The 13,271-nt window shown below is 39.6% G+C and carries 14 protein-coding genes; 6 read left to right on the top strand and 8 right to left on the bottom strand.

Annotated elements, in window-relative coordinates; translation table 11 throughout:
- Window positions 1-48: 48 nt before the first annotated feature.
- The 3 genes from IW16_RS12900 (at window position 49) to IW16_RS26300 (ending at window position 1,842) form a co-directional block, all read left to right on the top strand.
- Window positions 49-1,014, top strand: coding sequence for a polysaccharide deacetylase family protein (locus IW16_RS12900; RefSeq protein ID WP_034744872.1), 966 nt, complete (start codon window positions 49-51; stop codon window positions 1,012-1,014).
- 50 nt (window positions 1,015-1,064) lie between these two features.
- Complete coding sequence (locus IW16_RS12895; RefSeq protein WP_034744870.1) at window positions 1,065-1,454, top strand: DoxX family protein; 390 nt, start codon at window positions 1,065-1,067, stop codon at window positions 1,452-1,454.
- Window positions 1,455-1,674: 220 nt separating this feature from the next.
- Window positions 1,675-1,842, top strand: a complete 168-nt coding sequence (locus tag IW16_RS26300) for a lmo0937 family membrane protein (RefSeq protein WP_034744868.1) — start codon at window positions 1,675-1,677, stop codon at window positions 1,840-1,842.
- A gap of 82 nt (window positions 1,843-1,924) precedes the next feature.
- Here the strand turns inward: IW16_RS26300 and IW16_RS12885 are convergent, their stop codons facing one another.
- The 5 genes from IW16_RS12885 to IW16_RS12865 form a co-directional block, all read right to left on the bottom strand.
- The gene (locus tag IW16_RS12885; protein ID WP_316931923.1) at window positions 1,925-2,473 is read right to left on the bottom strand and encodes a GNAT family N-acetyltransferase; all 549 of its coding nucleotides are present in this window, start codon (window positions 2,471-2,473) and stop codon (window positions 1,925-1,927) included.
- An 11-nt stretch (window positions 2,474-2,484) separates the two neighbouring features.
- Window positions 2,485-3,015, bottom strand: coding sequence for a GNAT family N-acetyltransferase (locus IW16_RS12880; protein WP_034744866.1), 531 nt, complete (start codon window positions 3,013-3,015; stop codon window positions 2,485-2,487).
- Window positions 3,016-3,103: 88 nt separating this feature from the next.
- Complete coding sequence (locus IW16_RS12875; RefSeq protein ID WP_034744865.1) at window positions 3,104-4,579, bottom strand: aminotransferase-like domain-containing protein; 1,476 nt, start codon at window positions 4,577-4,579, stop codon at window positions 3,104-3,106.
- Window positions 4,580-4,740: 161 nt separating this feature from the next.
- Complete coding sequence (locus IW16_RS12870) at window positions 4,741-5,268, bottom strand: TlpA family protein disulfide reductase (RefSeq protein ID WP_228376938.1); 528 nt, start codon at window positions 5,266-5,268, stop codon at window positions 4,741-4,743.
- Between the two features lies 1 nt (window position 5,269).
- Window positions 5,270-5,704, bottom strand: a complete 435-nt coding sequence (locus IW16_RS12865; RefSeq protein WP_034744863.1) for a rhodanese-like domain-containing protein — start codon at window positions 5,702-5,704, stop codon at window positions 5,270-5,272.
- A gap of 150 nt (window positions 5,705-5,854) precedes the next feature.
- Here IW16_RS12865 and IW16_RS12860 point away from each other — a divergent pair, with 150 nt between their 5' ends.
- Complete coding sequence (locus IW16_RS12860) at window positions 5,855-7,522, top strand: FAD-binding dehydrogenase (RefSeq protein ID WP_034744862.1); 1,668 nt, start codon at window positions 5,855-5,857, stop codon at window positions 7,520-7,522.
- Window positions 7,523-7,574: 52 nt separating this feature from the next.
- On the top strand, window positions 7,575-8,378 hold the full coding sequence (locus tag IW16_RS12855) for an SDR family oxidoreductase (protein WP_034744859.1): 804 nt from the start codon (window positions 7,575-7,577) through the stop codon (window positions 8,376-8,378).
- A gap of 65 nt (window positions 8,379-8,443) precedes the next feature.
- Here IW16_RS12855 and IW16_RS12850 read toward each other — a convergent pair whose 3' ends face one another.
- Window positions 8,444-8,980: a hypothetical protein gene (locus IW16_RS12850; protein ID WP_034744857.1), complete on the bottom strand. Its 537-nt coding sequence runs from the start codon at window positions 8,978-8,980 to the stop codon at window positions 8,444-8,446.
- A gap of 48 nt (window positions 8,981-9,028) precedes the next feature.
- A complete protein-coding gene (locus IW16_RS12845; RefSeq protein WP_034745314.1) occupies window positions 9,029-10,021 on the bottom strand; it encodes an aldo/keto reductase in 993 nt (330 codons plus the stop codon).
- A gap of 292 nt (window positions 10,022-10,313) precedes the next feature.
- Between IW16_RS12845 and IW16_RS12835 the strand changes: the two genes are divergently transcribed.
- On the top strand, window positions 10,314-12,158 hold the full coding sequence (locus IW16_RS12835) for a chloride channel protein (RefSeq protein ID WP_034744853.1): 1,845 nt from the start codon (window positions 10,314-10,316) through the stop codon (window positions 12,156-12,158).
- A gap of 87 nt (window positions 12,159-12,245) precedes the next feature.
- Here the strand turns inward: IW16_RS12835 and IW16_RS12830 are convergent, their stop codons facing one another.
- Complete coding sequence (locus IW16_RS12830; RefSeq protein WP_034744850.1) at window positions 12,246-13,190, bottom strand: aldo/keto reductase; 945 nt, start codon at window positions 13,188-13,190, stop codon at window positions 12,246-12,248.
- Between the last annotated feature and the right edge of the window lie 81 nt (window positions 13,191-13,271).

Raw genomic sequence — 13,271 nt, 5'->3', positions numbered from 1 at the left:
TATATCATTCGTTTATAGGTCAATTTTGCATAAACAAAACCATTACAAATGAAGTATTTAAAACAATCAGCTTTATTGATCGCATCGGCAGTATTTTTAGTCTCCTGTTTTGAGAAGAACAGAAAAGAGACCGCAAAAACCGAAACCACTTCTAAAAAACACTGGTCGAACGGTGCCCAGCTGGTGATTTCTGTTTCAATGCAGTTTGAAACAGGCGGACAACCGGAAGGAGCAGAAAGTCCGTTCAGTGGAACTCCCCTTCCCAAAGGACAGCCGGATCTGGCGGCAGAGAGCTGGTACCGCTATGGAGCCAATGAAGGAATTTACCGCATGCTGGATCTCTGGAAAAAATATGATATCAAAGTAACATCTCACGTCGTAGGAACTGCAGCAGAAAAATATCCGGATATTGCAAAAGCCATCGCTGCTGGAGGACACGAGATCGCTGCTCACGGAATTTCCTGGGATAACCAGTGGGATAAAAATTATGCAGATGAATTACGTTTTGTAAAAGACGGTGTCGATGCCGTGGAAAAAATTACAGGACAGAAAGCAACCGGCTATAACTGTAACTGGCTCAGAAGAAGCCCGAATACCTTAAAAGTATTACAGGAACTTGGGTTTCTTTATCATATTGATGACCTGAGCCGTGATGAACCTTTTATCACCAAAGTAAGCGGAAAAAACTTTGTGGTCATGCCGTATACACTCCGGAATAATGATATTGTAAATATTGAAGGTAAAAACTGGAGCCCGGACCAGTTTCTGGCTCAGCTGAAATTTGAGTTTGACCGTCTGTACGAAGAAGGTGCTTCCAGGAGAAGAATGATGAGCATCAGCTTTCACGACAGGATTGGCGGAACTCCTGCAATGGTACACGCAATGGAAGAATTCATCAAATATACCAAAGAAAAAAAGGGAGTGGTCTATATGCGAAAAGACGAGATTGCCAAAATGATTGTGAATGATCCCGAAACACCGATCGATAACAGCGAAGATATGTATAACAACTAGCGTTTAAGCGGGAAGTTTGAAGAAATAAAAGTAATCTTAAAATAACAACTATGAATAAAAACACAGCCTATTTTCTTTTGCGCCTGTCTATGGGCATTAATCTCATGGGACATGGACTTGCCAGAATCCCTAAGCTTTCTGTTTTTGTAGAAGGAATGACCACAGGTTTCGAAAAAAGCTGGCTTCCAAAGCCTTTGGTCCAGATCTTCAGTACAGCCCTTCCCTTTCTTGAATTGATCATTGGAGTAATGTTGATTCTCGGTTTTAAGACCCGTATAGCCAATCTTGCAGGAGCCACACTAATTATTATGCTCCTTTTTGGAAGCAGTACAGTGGAGAACTGGAAAGCAATGGGAATACAAATGATTTATGCTTTATTCTTTTATGTCCTGATCAGTAGAGTTGAAGATAACAGTTGTTCTGTGGATCAAATGAAGTAAACCATAAAAAAAGGGACAGCAATATTCCGTCCCTTTCTATTTCTGATTTTACCATGGTTAATTTACTGCTTACGAGCATTTTAATTCTCGCATAAATGCTGCTTTCACCTTATTTTATGTCTACAAATAAAATAATATAGGTACCACATTTTCATTATTAATTCCATAAGGGCATAAAATATGTATTAAATAGAGGAAATAACATTAAAAATTTAAAGTCATGAGAAATTTATTATGGTTAGTTGCTGTCATTTGTATCGTAGTATGGCTTCTGGGAATGTTAGGTGTCGTACCGGGAATCAGTACCGGTTATTTAGTACATGTTCTGCTGGTCATTGCCATTATTGTAGTTCTTTACAATATCATTTCAGGTAAAAAGCCACTTTAATCTATTATTTTAATCCTTAAAGAATCACAGTACAGAGCTGGAAATAGCTTTTAGCCAACATTAGATGTACAATGAGCCCTATTTAAGTTGTAAGTTTCATTGCTTCCCACTTATCTTTGGTGATTTCATAAATGTAATTGATCTGAGGTTGTTCTTCATAATAAGCAATTTCCTGCTCTGCTGTTTTTTCTCCCCCGATTCGTCCTACGGCAATCTGTGACCGTATATTGTATTTTCCTACATGAAATCCTACTTTTGAAACATACTGTAAGATATAATCCATCATCATTGTTTTTACAGACGTATTGATTCCGGTTCCCCAGCACGCTCTTGTAAAAAAGGTATATCCGATGAAGATGATATCTTTTTCTTCATTATAATCATAAAAACGGGTACTTCCAATGATTGCGTTCGTCCGTTTATCAACAATTTTAAAAGCTCCTTTGCTCACCAGTGCACCTTCGAAGAATTTCGTAAACTCGTCTTTTCGCCAGCGGTTTTTACTGGGATGCTGTTCCCATATTTTTGGATCAGATGCCAATGTATATAAAGTTTCAAAATCGTCCTTTTCCAAAGGGACTAAAGCGATATTTTCATTCTCCAGCGTCGGCTGTATGTTAAAATTCATCATAATATTGATCTTTAAAAAGTTGCTGATACTGTTTTTTTCATCATAATGTCCGTTTGGGCCTCAGTTCCTAGAACAAAAATATGCCTGTCGAATTCCGTAAAACCGTTCTTTTTATAAAAACTGATTGCTCTTGGATTTTGTTCCCATACTCCCAACCATACATATTCGGCACCTGCTTTTTCTGCAATTTCAATAGCTTTTTCATACAAAAGCTGCCCTGCTTTTCTGCCATGGAATTCTTTCAAAACATAAATCCTTTCGATCTCTGCTCCTTTTTCATCTTTCAATTCCGTCTGTGATTTTCCGAAATTTAACTTTAAATAACCGATGGTATTGTTTTCGTATAGAGCAAAATAAAACTCAGATTCTGAATCTTTAAGTTCAGCAGAGAGTTTCTCATTGGAAAAACCTTCACTCAGATATTTGTCCATATTTTCCGCTGCATTATTCTCTGAGAATGTTTCTTCAAAAGTTTTTCTTCCTATTTTTTGCAGTTCATCAATATCTTGTAAAGTGACTTTTTTAATGTGTGCATTTTCCATTTTGTTTGTTTAACCTGAACAAAAATAAAAACACATTGGATAATAAAAACAGTCCATTATGAATAAAACAGATAGACCAATTTTAATGTTAGAGTAATTGTTTCAAGATGGATATACTTTTTTCAAGTTCTTCATGGGAAGGTGAAGCAAATCCCAATCTCAATGCGTTTTCATCAAATTGAGGATATTGATGACTCTTTCCATCTGAAACGTATAATCCTTTTGTCAAAGCCTTTCCGGCAAGCTTTGTCAGATCAATAGACCTGTCAAATTTCGTCCATACAGACATTCCGCCTGCGGGTACAGTAAATTCTACTTTATCTTTTAATACCTCACTCAACTGCTGACAAAAGAAATCTCTTTTCTGCTCATAAACGACCAGTGTTTTTCTCAGATACCGCTGCACAGTTCCGTCATTCAGAATTTCTCCCATCGCGTTATCCAGAATATGATCTCCCTGGCGATCCAGCAGAAGACGTACTTTGGCAAGATGTTCAATTACATTTTCAGAAGCGGCAAGATACCCCATTCTGAAAGCAGGAGAAAGGCTTTTGCTGAATGATCCACAGTAAATGACCATGCCACTGTCATCTGCACTTGCCAACGGAAGTAAGGGACGGTGGCTGTAGTGAAAATCAAAATCATAATCATCTTCAAATATGATAAACTGATGTTCTTTGGCCAGCCTGAGCAATTCCAGGCGCCTGTCAATTCGAAGAGGAACTGTTGTAGGATAATGATGGTGTGGAGTCACATAGACCATTCTCACCTGCTGTTTTGCACATATTTTTTTTAACTCATCTACGACAAGACCATGTTCATCCACTGGAATCATGATGTGTTGAGCTTTGGCATGAACAAAATTGGCTTCAGCCCTTCCCCATCCCGGAAAGCCGGAAACAATGACATCCCCGGGTTTTATAAGACCATTGCACACAACATTAATCCCCATTAAAGTGCCTCTTACAGAAAGGATATTCTGAAAAGTGGTTTTCAGAGCACGTGTTTCATTCAGGTGTTTTGAAATAGCCTGTCTATAATAAATGGAACCATCCGGATAGCTGTAGCTGCCGAATTTGTCATACAATCCACTTCGGGTCAGTTGGTTTCGGTAGGCTCTGTATAGCTCATGGAGCGGAGCTAATTTAGGATCAGGAAATCCATCGTCCAGATGAAGTTTTGCGGTGACTGGTGAGTAAGAAACGAGGTACTCTTTTTCATCAATTTTAAAACCCGCCTGCTTCTGTGCGGTATGCTGATGGGATTCCTGAAGGGTTTCAGGCCTGTATTCGGGAAGATAGGAAGATACGAAAGTTCCTTTTCCTACAAAACGCTCCAGCCATCCCTGGGTCTGTAGTTCTTCGTAAGCCTTTGAAACGGTAATCCGGTTAATCTGTTTTAGTTCCGCCAGTTGTCTGGAGCTTGGCAGCTTCTGTCCGGACTGAAGTTTTCCGGTCTTGATGAGGGAAAGGATGATTTCTGCCAGCTGAAGATACACTGGCCGGTCTGAACTGCGGTTCAGTTCAAAACCGTTCAGCATCTGTTCGAATATTGGACTATCCATTTTGTAAATATTGGAGTATAAATATACACCAATATTACGGAAACATTTTTAGAGATAATAAGATCAATAAGATTAGAAAACAGCAGGCTTTTTTACTTTACAGGAATAATTTCTCCATTTTTATACCAAACAGTAAATCCCTCTTCAATCCAAATCCCCTATCAGTTCATTGAAACACTTTTGTTTTTTGTATTGAAATAGGTCTTCAGAAAATCCTCCAGGTTCGTTCCGTGCAAATTTTTAGCAATAATATTTCCCTGACCATCTATAATCACATTAAAGGGAAGTTCCTCAATCTCGTAAGCTTTTGCCACAGGACTTTTCCAAAATTTCAGATCACTCACCTGAATCCAGTTGATACTGAAACGGTCTATGGCTTTCTGCCAGCTTTCTTTATTTTTATCCAGGGAAATTCCCAAGATTTCAAACTCCTGCCCTTTTACCTGCTCAGAAAAGGTCTGGTATAAAGTTTTCAGTTCGGGCTGTTCGCCAACGCATGGCGCACACCAGGTGGCCCAAAAGTCGATGAGAACTACTTTTCCCTTTAGTGATGAGAGAGAAAATGAACTGCCGTCCGTTTTTGAAAGATTGATTTCCGGAGCCTGCTGTCCGATTTCTATTTTGGTTTGCTGTGCTGCTGTATATCCTGTAAGAATCAATACAGAAAGAAAGGTGAAGAAAGTTTTCATATTAATCATTGGTAGGATAATCTTTATCCAGCCAGTCCACTTTAATGTTTTTGGGCAGATTTAAAAGTTTCGCATTTTTGAATCCCATTTCCTGCAGCAGCTTAAAGGCCGGGCGAATATTCGGGCACTTAACGAATGGACAGCATCCACAGTAAATGATCACTTCTTTTCCTTTGGGAATATTTTTAAGATAGTTTCTTAATTTTTCGAGATTTTCAGGCTCATGGGTTGGACCGATATCTACAGAACCTTTGATAACAGCTTCCGGACCTACAGAAATAATAATCACATCTTTTGCTTTATTGGCTGTAATTCTTGATGCTAAAAGTGCAGGATCCATCAGTTGGCTTTCATTCCATGGATCCTGTGTCTGCTGGGCAGAGAACTGGCTGAACATGGAGCAAACCATACAGGCCATGATAAACAGGTATTTCATTTTTCTATTTTTAACAAAGATATGAAATTAGGCATCAGCTCTATGATGAGCATAGTGATGTTTTACCTGTTTTTACTGATCTGATTGTAAATATTTTATATATTTATTGTAGAATATCTCATACAAGTACAAACAAAAGCAAATCATACAATGGAAGAAAAATTCCGGCCTGACGCTATTATTGTAGGGACAGGGTTAGCAGGACTAACAGCTGCAATGGAAATTACCAATGTTGGAAAAAAAGTGCTTCTACTGGATCAGGAAACAGAACAGAATATAGGTGGGCAGGCTTTCTGGTCATTTGGAGGACTGTTTCTGATCAATTCTCCACAACAACGCAGGATGGGAATTAAAGATTCTTATGAACTTGCCCTTCAGGACTGGAAAGGGACTGCCGGTTTTGACCGTAAAGAGGATTACTGGCCCCGAAAATGGGCGGAAGCTTATTTGAAATTCGCAGCCTATGAAAAGTACAGTTATATATCTAAACTGGGCATCAAGCTGATGTTTATGGTAGGCTGGGCAGAACGAGGCGACGGTTCAGCAACCGGTCATGGAAATTCTGTTCCCCGCTTTCATGTCAGCTGGGGAACCGGAACAGGCGTTATAAAGCCTTTTGTTGATAAAGCTTACCAGGCCAGAGAAAAGGGTCTTTTGCAGATGAAATTCAGGCACAGAGTTACGGATCTGATTTTGGAAAATGGTAAAGTTAAAGGTCTCAAAGGAGATATTCTTGAAAATGACAATCGGGAAAGAGGCGCTGCTACCAACAGAAATGTCATTTCTCAGTTTGAGTATCATGCTCCTCATATCATTGTTGCATCCGGAGGAATAGGAGCCAATCATGAGCTGGTAAGAAAAAACTGGCCGGAAAGATTAGGAAAGGCTCCTGAAAATATGGTGTGCGGTGTGCCTGCTTATGTGGACGGAAAAATGATAGGCATTGCAGAAAATTCTGGGGCACATATTATTAATCCTGACAGGATGTGGCATTACACAGAGGGGATACAAAACTGGAACCCGATATGGCCGAAGCACGGTATCAGGATCTTGCCCGGCCCGTCTTCTCTTTGGTTCGATGCTAAAGGAAACCGTCTCCCCGCCCCTTTTCTGCCTGGATTTGATACGTTGGGAACCCTGAAACATATACAGGATACAGGGTTTTCTTATTCATGGTTTATCCTGACGCAGAAAATTATTAAAAAAGAATTTGCACTGTCAGGATCGGAACAGAATCCGGATATTACAAATAAAGACTATGGACTTTTCTTAAAAAGAATCTTTGGAAAAAAAGCACCGGGGCCGGTAGAAGCTTTTAAGGAACACGGGAAAGATTTTATCGTCTCTGATGATCTGAAAGATCTGGTAGAAAGAATGAATCAGCTTTCCGGAGAAAATCTTTTAAATTATGACAAAATAAAGGCTCAGATCGAAGCCAGAGACCGTGAACTGGACAATAAGTTCTCAAAAGACACCCAGGTTAATTACATAAGAAATACAAGAAATTATTTGGGTGATAAGCTGGGTCGGGTTGCAGCTCCGCATAAAATATTAGATTCTCACAATGGACCTCTTATCGCTGTGCGTCTCCATATTCTTACCCGAAAAACGTTAGGCGGAATTAAAACCAATCTCAATGGGCAGGTCTTAAGGGAAGACGACAGTGTTATTGAAGGTCTGTATGCAGCAGGAGAAGCCGCAGGTTTTGGTGGCGGCGGTATGCATGGCTATCGTGCACTGGAAGGAACATTTCTCGGAGGATGTATTTTTTCAGGAATGACGGCGGGAAAACATATTGCCGGAATTTCAAATCATTAAGAGCTTAACAGTGAGTTTTATAGCCGCCATTAAATCTTAGATAAAAATAAATATGAGCAGATATTTTGATCATAAAGTAGTTTGGATCACAGGAGCCTCATCAGGAATTGGGGAAGCTCTTGTTAAAGAACTGGCTCTTCACAGCAGTGCGAAAATTATTCTTTCTTCAAGAAATAAAACCCAGCTGGAAGCCGTTGCAGAAAAGGCCGGGCTTGATAAGAGCCGTTTTGCTGTAATACCTTTAGATTTGGAAGCCTATAAAAAGATGCCGGATATCGTGGAAGAAGCAATAGAAAAATTTGGAAAAATCGATATCCTGATCAATAACGCAGGTCTTTCACAGCGTTCGCTGGCCATAGATACTGATATAGAAGTGGATAAGCGTTTAATGGATGTTGATTTTCTCGGAACAGTAGCACTTACCAAAGCTGTACTTCCTTATATGATCAGCAGTGGAGGCGGTCATATTGCTGTGGTAACCAGTTTAATGGGTGTTTTCGGGTCTCCGTTGCGAAGCAGTTATGCCGCGGCAAAACATGCACTTCACGGATTTTTTGATTCGCTCCGTGCTGAATTATTTACAAAGAAAATCCTGGTAACCCTCATTTGTCCGGGTTTCATACAGACCAATGTTTCAATTAATGCAGTTACGGGTAATGGCTCTGCACAGGGAACAATGGATGATGCGACAATGAAAGGAATGCCTGCTGATGTTTTTGCCCGAAAAATGCTTTCTGTGATAGAAAGAAAGAAAAACCAGGCTTCTATTGGCGGAAGGGAAATCATGGGAGCATATCTAAAACGATTTTTCCCCAATCTGCTGGCAAAGATTATCCGAAAAGCAAAAGTCGTCTGATTCATATACACAAAAACCTCTCATGATGAGAGGTTTTTTGTACCGGGTGTCATTATAGATGGGTATTAATCCAGATTATTTTCAGTCTCGAACTGCTTTTGCACCATAAAACGTTTTTCATCTGCTTTAAAAACTTTCTGATACAACTGCTGTTTCTGCCGGCCGAGTTCAGTCATCTGGTCCTGTGCTTCGTATATTTCTTTATCAGATTTTCCGTAACGCATAAGCTGTTCCTGTTTTATTTCCTTTCTTGAGAACATGAAAAGATCTTTCAGAGCCTGATAATAATCGATGGATGTCTGCCGGACCTCCTTTCCCATTTTAATACCATCCGTATTTACGTTTTTAATCTCTTTGATGATCCTATTGAATTCAGCTTCCTCTTTTTCAATGATGTTAAGGGCTTTTGTATAATCTCGGGCGATAAGATGCTCCAGTTTGGCAGATTCAAAGCCCTTTTCACCAATCAACATGGCGGAGACTTGTGATTCATTTTTATCAAGGAGTTCTTTGAGGCCCTCTGCTTTTTTATCACTGCAGGAATAAAGAACAGTAAAAACTGAAAGTATCAGAATAACCCGAATAATCTGTCTGCGAATCATAGAAATAGATTGAATGATTTATTAAAAGTATAAAAATTATTTCTGCTTTTAATGGCCGGGAACCTGTGCTTTTTCATAGATGAGTCCTTCAGCCTTTAATTCGTTCCAAAAATCCGCTGGAATCACTGATTCAAGTGCATTTATATTATCTTTGACCTGCTCTGATTTGCTGGCTCCGGGAATGATCGCTGCAAATTCATCAGATGCCAGTACAAAATGCAGGGCAGCATGTACAATATCTGTGTTGTATTTTCTGGCGATATCAGTTATTTTTGCCCTTTTTTCATGCATTCCTTTGGGAATTACATCTTTATAATTATACCTTTCCCTTCCGGCAATATATCCCGAGTTATATCCTGCACCGGAAACTAACTTTACTCCTGCTTTTTTTACAGCCGGAAGCAGCCTGTCAACAGCATCTTCGTGTTCAAGAATTGAATATTGTGTGGCAGAAAGGCAGATATCCGGATCCGCAGAATTAATACAGTCTAAAATTGGCTCAATCTTATTGACTCCCATACCCCATGCCTTGATAATTCCCTGATCACGAAGCTCGGAAAGTACTTTGAACGCACCTTCCCTGGCCTGTTTCAAAAAATAGGGATAGCGGTCTCCTACCTGATCTTCCGATAAATCATGAACATAAACGATATCAATATGATTGAGTCCGGTTCTCTGAAGGCTTTCTGCAACGGATCTTTTGATCGCATCCGCGGTATAGTCATGTTTAAAATCGTAGTTCAGCGGTTTTTTCCACATCGTAGGGGGAACTTCGGATTCCTGAACTTCATGGAACAGCCTTCCGACTTTGGTGGAAAATATAAAATCATTACGGTCTTTATCTTTCAGGAAATGGCCAAATCTTCTTTCACTTTTTGTAAGGCCATACCACGGAGAGGTATCGTAATAACGGATTCCCAAATCCCATGCGGTCTGCAGAATCTTTTGGGATTCTTCATCAGTTATATTTTCGAAGGCGGTTCCAATAGCAACTCCTCCTATTCCTAACCTGTATTTTTCTGTTAAAACGTCTGTTTTCATATGACTGTATTTATGTGTTGATCTTTTATCAGATGCAAACATCGTGCAGAGGCCGTCTGAAGATTATTTGGAAGTAAAAACCATAGGAGTAAAAATCCTGTCAGTGTGACGCTGGAATGTTAACATATGGCCTCCCATAAAAAAAGGTGAGAAATATTTAAAATCACTTAACCAACTTGATAACAAATGGTTGTATGGTTGAAAAAGGTTTTTTTGCCCTTCAGAGGTCAATTTTTTATAAAGATATTTCATAAATTTACGAAACCATTACGGTTTTAAAATTGGTTCCCAGGTGAAAATTCACAATAAAAAAAAATATTTAAGCTTTCTAAAATTTAAAAGAGACTTTCAAAAGTACGGACTGGAAAAGGCGCGAAGCTATGAACTCATCCTTCATTGGCTGAACAACAGGCTCAGCAGAAACCAGTTTCTTGTCCTCTCCGGAATTCTGGTTGGCTGTACAGCTGGCCTTGCAGGAGTGATTCTGAAAACACTGGTGCACACGATTCACAATTTTATTACCCATATCCATTTTGAATATCAGATTCTCTTTTATATTGTCTTTCCTTTTTTGGGAATTGTGCTCACGACAGGTATCGTAATTACTTTGTTTAAAGGCCAGGACAGAAAAGGGATTGGTGCCATTCTGTATGAAATTGCCCAGAATTCAAGTATTGTAGCTTCGGTAAAAATGTACTCACAGGTCATTCAGAGTGCGGTGACGGTTGGCCTTGGTGGTTCTGCAGGACTGGAAAGCCCTATAGCGGTTACTGGTGCCGCGATCGGATCCAATTATGCTCAGACGTACAGGCTCAGTTATAAAGAACGGACACTCCTTTTGGCAGCTGGTGCTACGGCAGGTATCGCATCCGCGTTCAATGCTCCGATTGCCGGAATCATGTTTGCCTTTGAAATCCTTCTTACAGGCGTTGTTTTTACAGACTTTATTCCTCTTGTTGTAGCGGCGGTCTGCGGAAGTCTTTTGTCGAGAATTCTGCTTCAGGAGGATGTGCTTTTCAGGTTTTATACCCGTGAACCTTTTAATTATAAAAATGTCCCGTATTATCTGATCCTCGGCATTGTAACCGGGCTTTATGCCCGATATTTTGTGGTCATTTCCCAAAAAGTAGAACACTTTATCAAAGGACTCCAGCTTTCGAGGATGCGTAAGGCAATGTTCGGAGGTTTGGTATTATCATTACTGTGCGTTCTTTTTCCTCCGTTGTTTGGAGAGGGTTACGAGACCGTAAAAGCATTTACAAACGGAAATACGCATTCCATCATCAGAAACAGTTTTTTCAGGTATTTTGAAATCGGCGAATGGACCATTATTATCTTTTTGGTGCTGGTCTGTCTTTTAAAGGCCTTCGCGACATCTTTTACGATATTCAGCGGAGGTAATGGCGGTAATTTTGCTCCTTCTCTTTTTGCAGGTGGTACAGTCGGTTATTTATTTGCTTTGGTCTGCCAGCATATCGGATTTACAGATGTTCCGGTAACGAATCTTGTTCTGGTGGGAATGGCAGGAGCCATGAGCGGTGTACTTTATGCTCCGCTTACCGCTATATTTCTGATTGCCGAATCCAGTTTTGGGTATGATCTTTTTATACCGTTAATGATTGTGTCCATTATCTCCTATCTTATTGCCAAATGGTTTTCCCCGATTTCTCCGGAATTGAAATCTCTTGCCGATCAGGGGAAAATATTCACTAATAAACATGATAAGAACCTTCTTTTTGCTTTAAGAACAGAGGATTTTATCGACAAATATTCTGAGACCATCAATGAAAATGCATCTGTCACTGAACTGTTTGAACAGGTGAAAAATGGAAATAAAAATGTTTTTGCTGTAACAGATGACGCTGGAAAACTGAAGGGGATTCTGACTCTGGATGACATCCGTCCCTATCTTTTTAATAAGGAAATAGATAACCCGCAAACCGTAGCTCAGATTATGAAAGCACCACCGGCAGTTATTTACCGCGAAAATAAACCGTTGGAGATTCTTCAGGTCTTTGATGATACCGGAGTGTGGAATCTTCCCGTTACCAGCGAAAATAATGATTTTGTAGGGTTTATCTCCAAATCATCTATTCTGATGAGCTACAGACAGCTTTTAAAAGAGTATTCTGACTAATTTTTCAACCACCAAAAATAACAAAAATATCCGTTCAGTTTTGCTGAACGGATATTGTGTATTTAAAATGAACTTTTTAAGATTAAATCAGTTGCTTGCCTGATTAAGCAGTTCAATATCTTCCTGGTCCAAAACAAGTTTTGGAGCATTGAATAAAGTATCCAGCTGAGAAGCGCTGGTTGCGCTTACAATAGGTGCTGTGATTAAAGGATTGGCAAGAAGCCATGCTAAAGCAGCGGTTGCCTGTGTGGTCTGGTGCTTTTCACTAACCTTATCCAGAGCTTTCAGCACTTCAAGACCTCTGTCATTCAGATATTTTCTTACGCCTTCACCTCTCTGGCTTTTGCCCAGATCTGCTTCTGTACGGTATTTTCCTGTAAGGAAACCTGCTGCTAATGACCAATAGGAAAATACACTTAGATCGAACTCTTCTACCAATGGAGCATAATTTTTTTCGAAACCTTCTCTTTCCATTAAATTATAATGAGGCTGCAATGCAACATACTTTGGAAGATTATTTTTTTCTGAGGCCTCAAAGGATGCTTTCAAACGTTCCGGAGAAAGATTGGAAGCGGCAATATACCGTACTTTTCCGGCTTTGATGATCTCGTCATACGCCGAAAGTGTTTCTTCTACCGGGGTAATGTTATCATCAAAATGAGTATAATAAAGATCAATATGATCGGTCTGTAATCTCTGTAAAGACTCATCCACAGACTTTAGGATATGTTTTTTGCTGATATCAAAACCATGCTCTTTCGTTTCGGATCCCACCTTCGTGGCTAATACGATATCCTGACGGTTGGAACGGCTTTTCATCCATTTTCCGATGATTTCCTCAGACTGACCTCCTTTGCCATTCACCCACCATGAATAGGTGTCTGCTGTATCTATAAAATTGAATCCCGAATCTGTAAACTTATCCAATATATCAAAAGACTGCTTTTCGTCAAGTGTCCATCCGAAAACATTTCCCCCAAAATTAAGAGGTGCTACCGACAGATCAGTATTTTTTATTTTCCGTTTTTCCATAAAAATGAATTGTAATTAAAATATTAAGAAACATCTAAGGTACGGAATATAAGAGAGGATTTCAGATTCAAAATAAGCATA

The sequence above is a fragment of the Chryseobacterium vrystaatense genome, assembly GCF_000737765.1.
Classification (GTDB): Bacteria; Bacteroidota; Bacteroidia; order Flavobacteriales; family Weeksellaceae; genus Chryseobacterium; species Chryseobacterium vrystaatense.
This window is presented reverse-complemented; position numbering and strand designations above follow the sequence as displayed.

Coding starts and splice junctions, on each gene's coding strand:
- IW16_RS12885 (WP_316931923.1), bottom strand. CDS start 2,473: ATGATGAATTTTAACATACAGCCGACGCTGGAGAATGAAAATATCGCT.
- IW16_RS12875 (WP_034744865.1), bottom strand. CDS start 4,579: ATGGATAGTCCAATATTCGAACAGATGCTGAACGGTTTTGAACTGAAC.
- IW16_RS26300 (WP_034744868.1), top strand. CDS start 1,675: ATGAGAAATTTATTATGGTTAGTTGCTGTCATTTGTATCGTAGTATGG.
- IW16_RS12900 (WP_034744872.1), top strand. CDS start 49: ATGAAGTATTTAAAACAATCAGCTTTATTGATCGCATCGGCAGTATTT.
- IW16_RS12880 (WP_034744866.1), bottom strand. CDS start 3,015: ATGGAAAATGCACACATTAAAAAAGTCACTTTACAAGATATTGATGAA.
- IW16_RS12895 (WP_034744870.1), top strand. CDS start 1,065: ATGAATAAAAACACAGCCTATTTTCTTTTGCGCCTGTCTATGGGCATT.
- IW16_RS12845 (WP_034745314.1), bottom strand. CDS start 10,021: ATGAAAACAGACGTTTTAACAGAAAAATACAGGTTAGGAATAGGAGGA.
- IW16_RS12865 (WP_034744863.1), bottom strand. CDS start 5,704: ATGAAATACCTGTTTATCATGGCCTGTATGGTTTGCTCCATGTTCAGC.
- IW16_RS12850 (WP_034744857.1), bottom strand. CDS start 8,980: ATGATTCGCAGACAGATTATTCGGGTTATTCTGATACTTTCAGTTTTT.
- IW16_RS12870 (WP_228376938.1), bottom strand. CDS start 5,268: ATGAAAACTTTCTTCACCTTTCTTTCTGTATTGATTCTTACAGGATAT.
- IW16_RS12830 (WP_034744850.1), bottom strand. CDS start 13,190: ATGGAAAAACGGAAAATAAAAAATACTGATCTGTCGGTAGCACCTCTT.
- IW16_RS12855 (WP_034744859.1), top strand. CDS start 7,575: ATGAGCAGATATTTTGATCATAAAGTAGTTTGGATCACAGGAGCCTCA.
- IW16_RS12860 (WP_034744862.1), top strand. CDS start 5,855: ATGGAAGAAAAATTCCGGCCTGACGCTATTATTGTAGGGACAGGGTTA.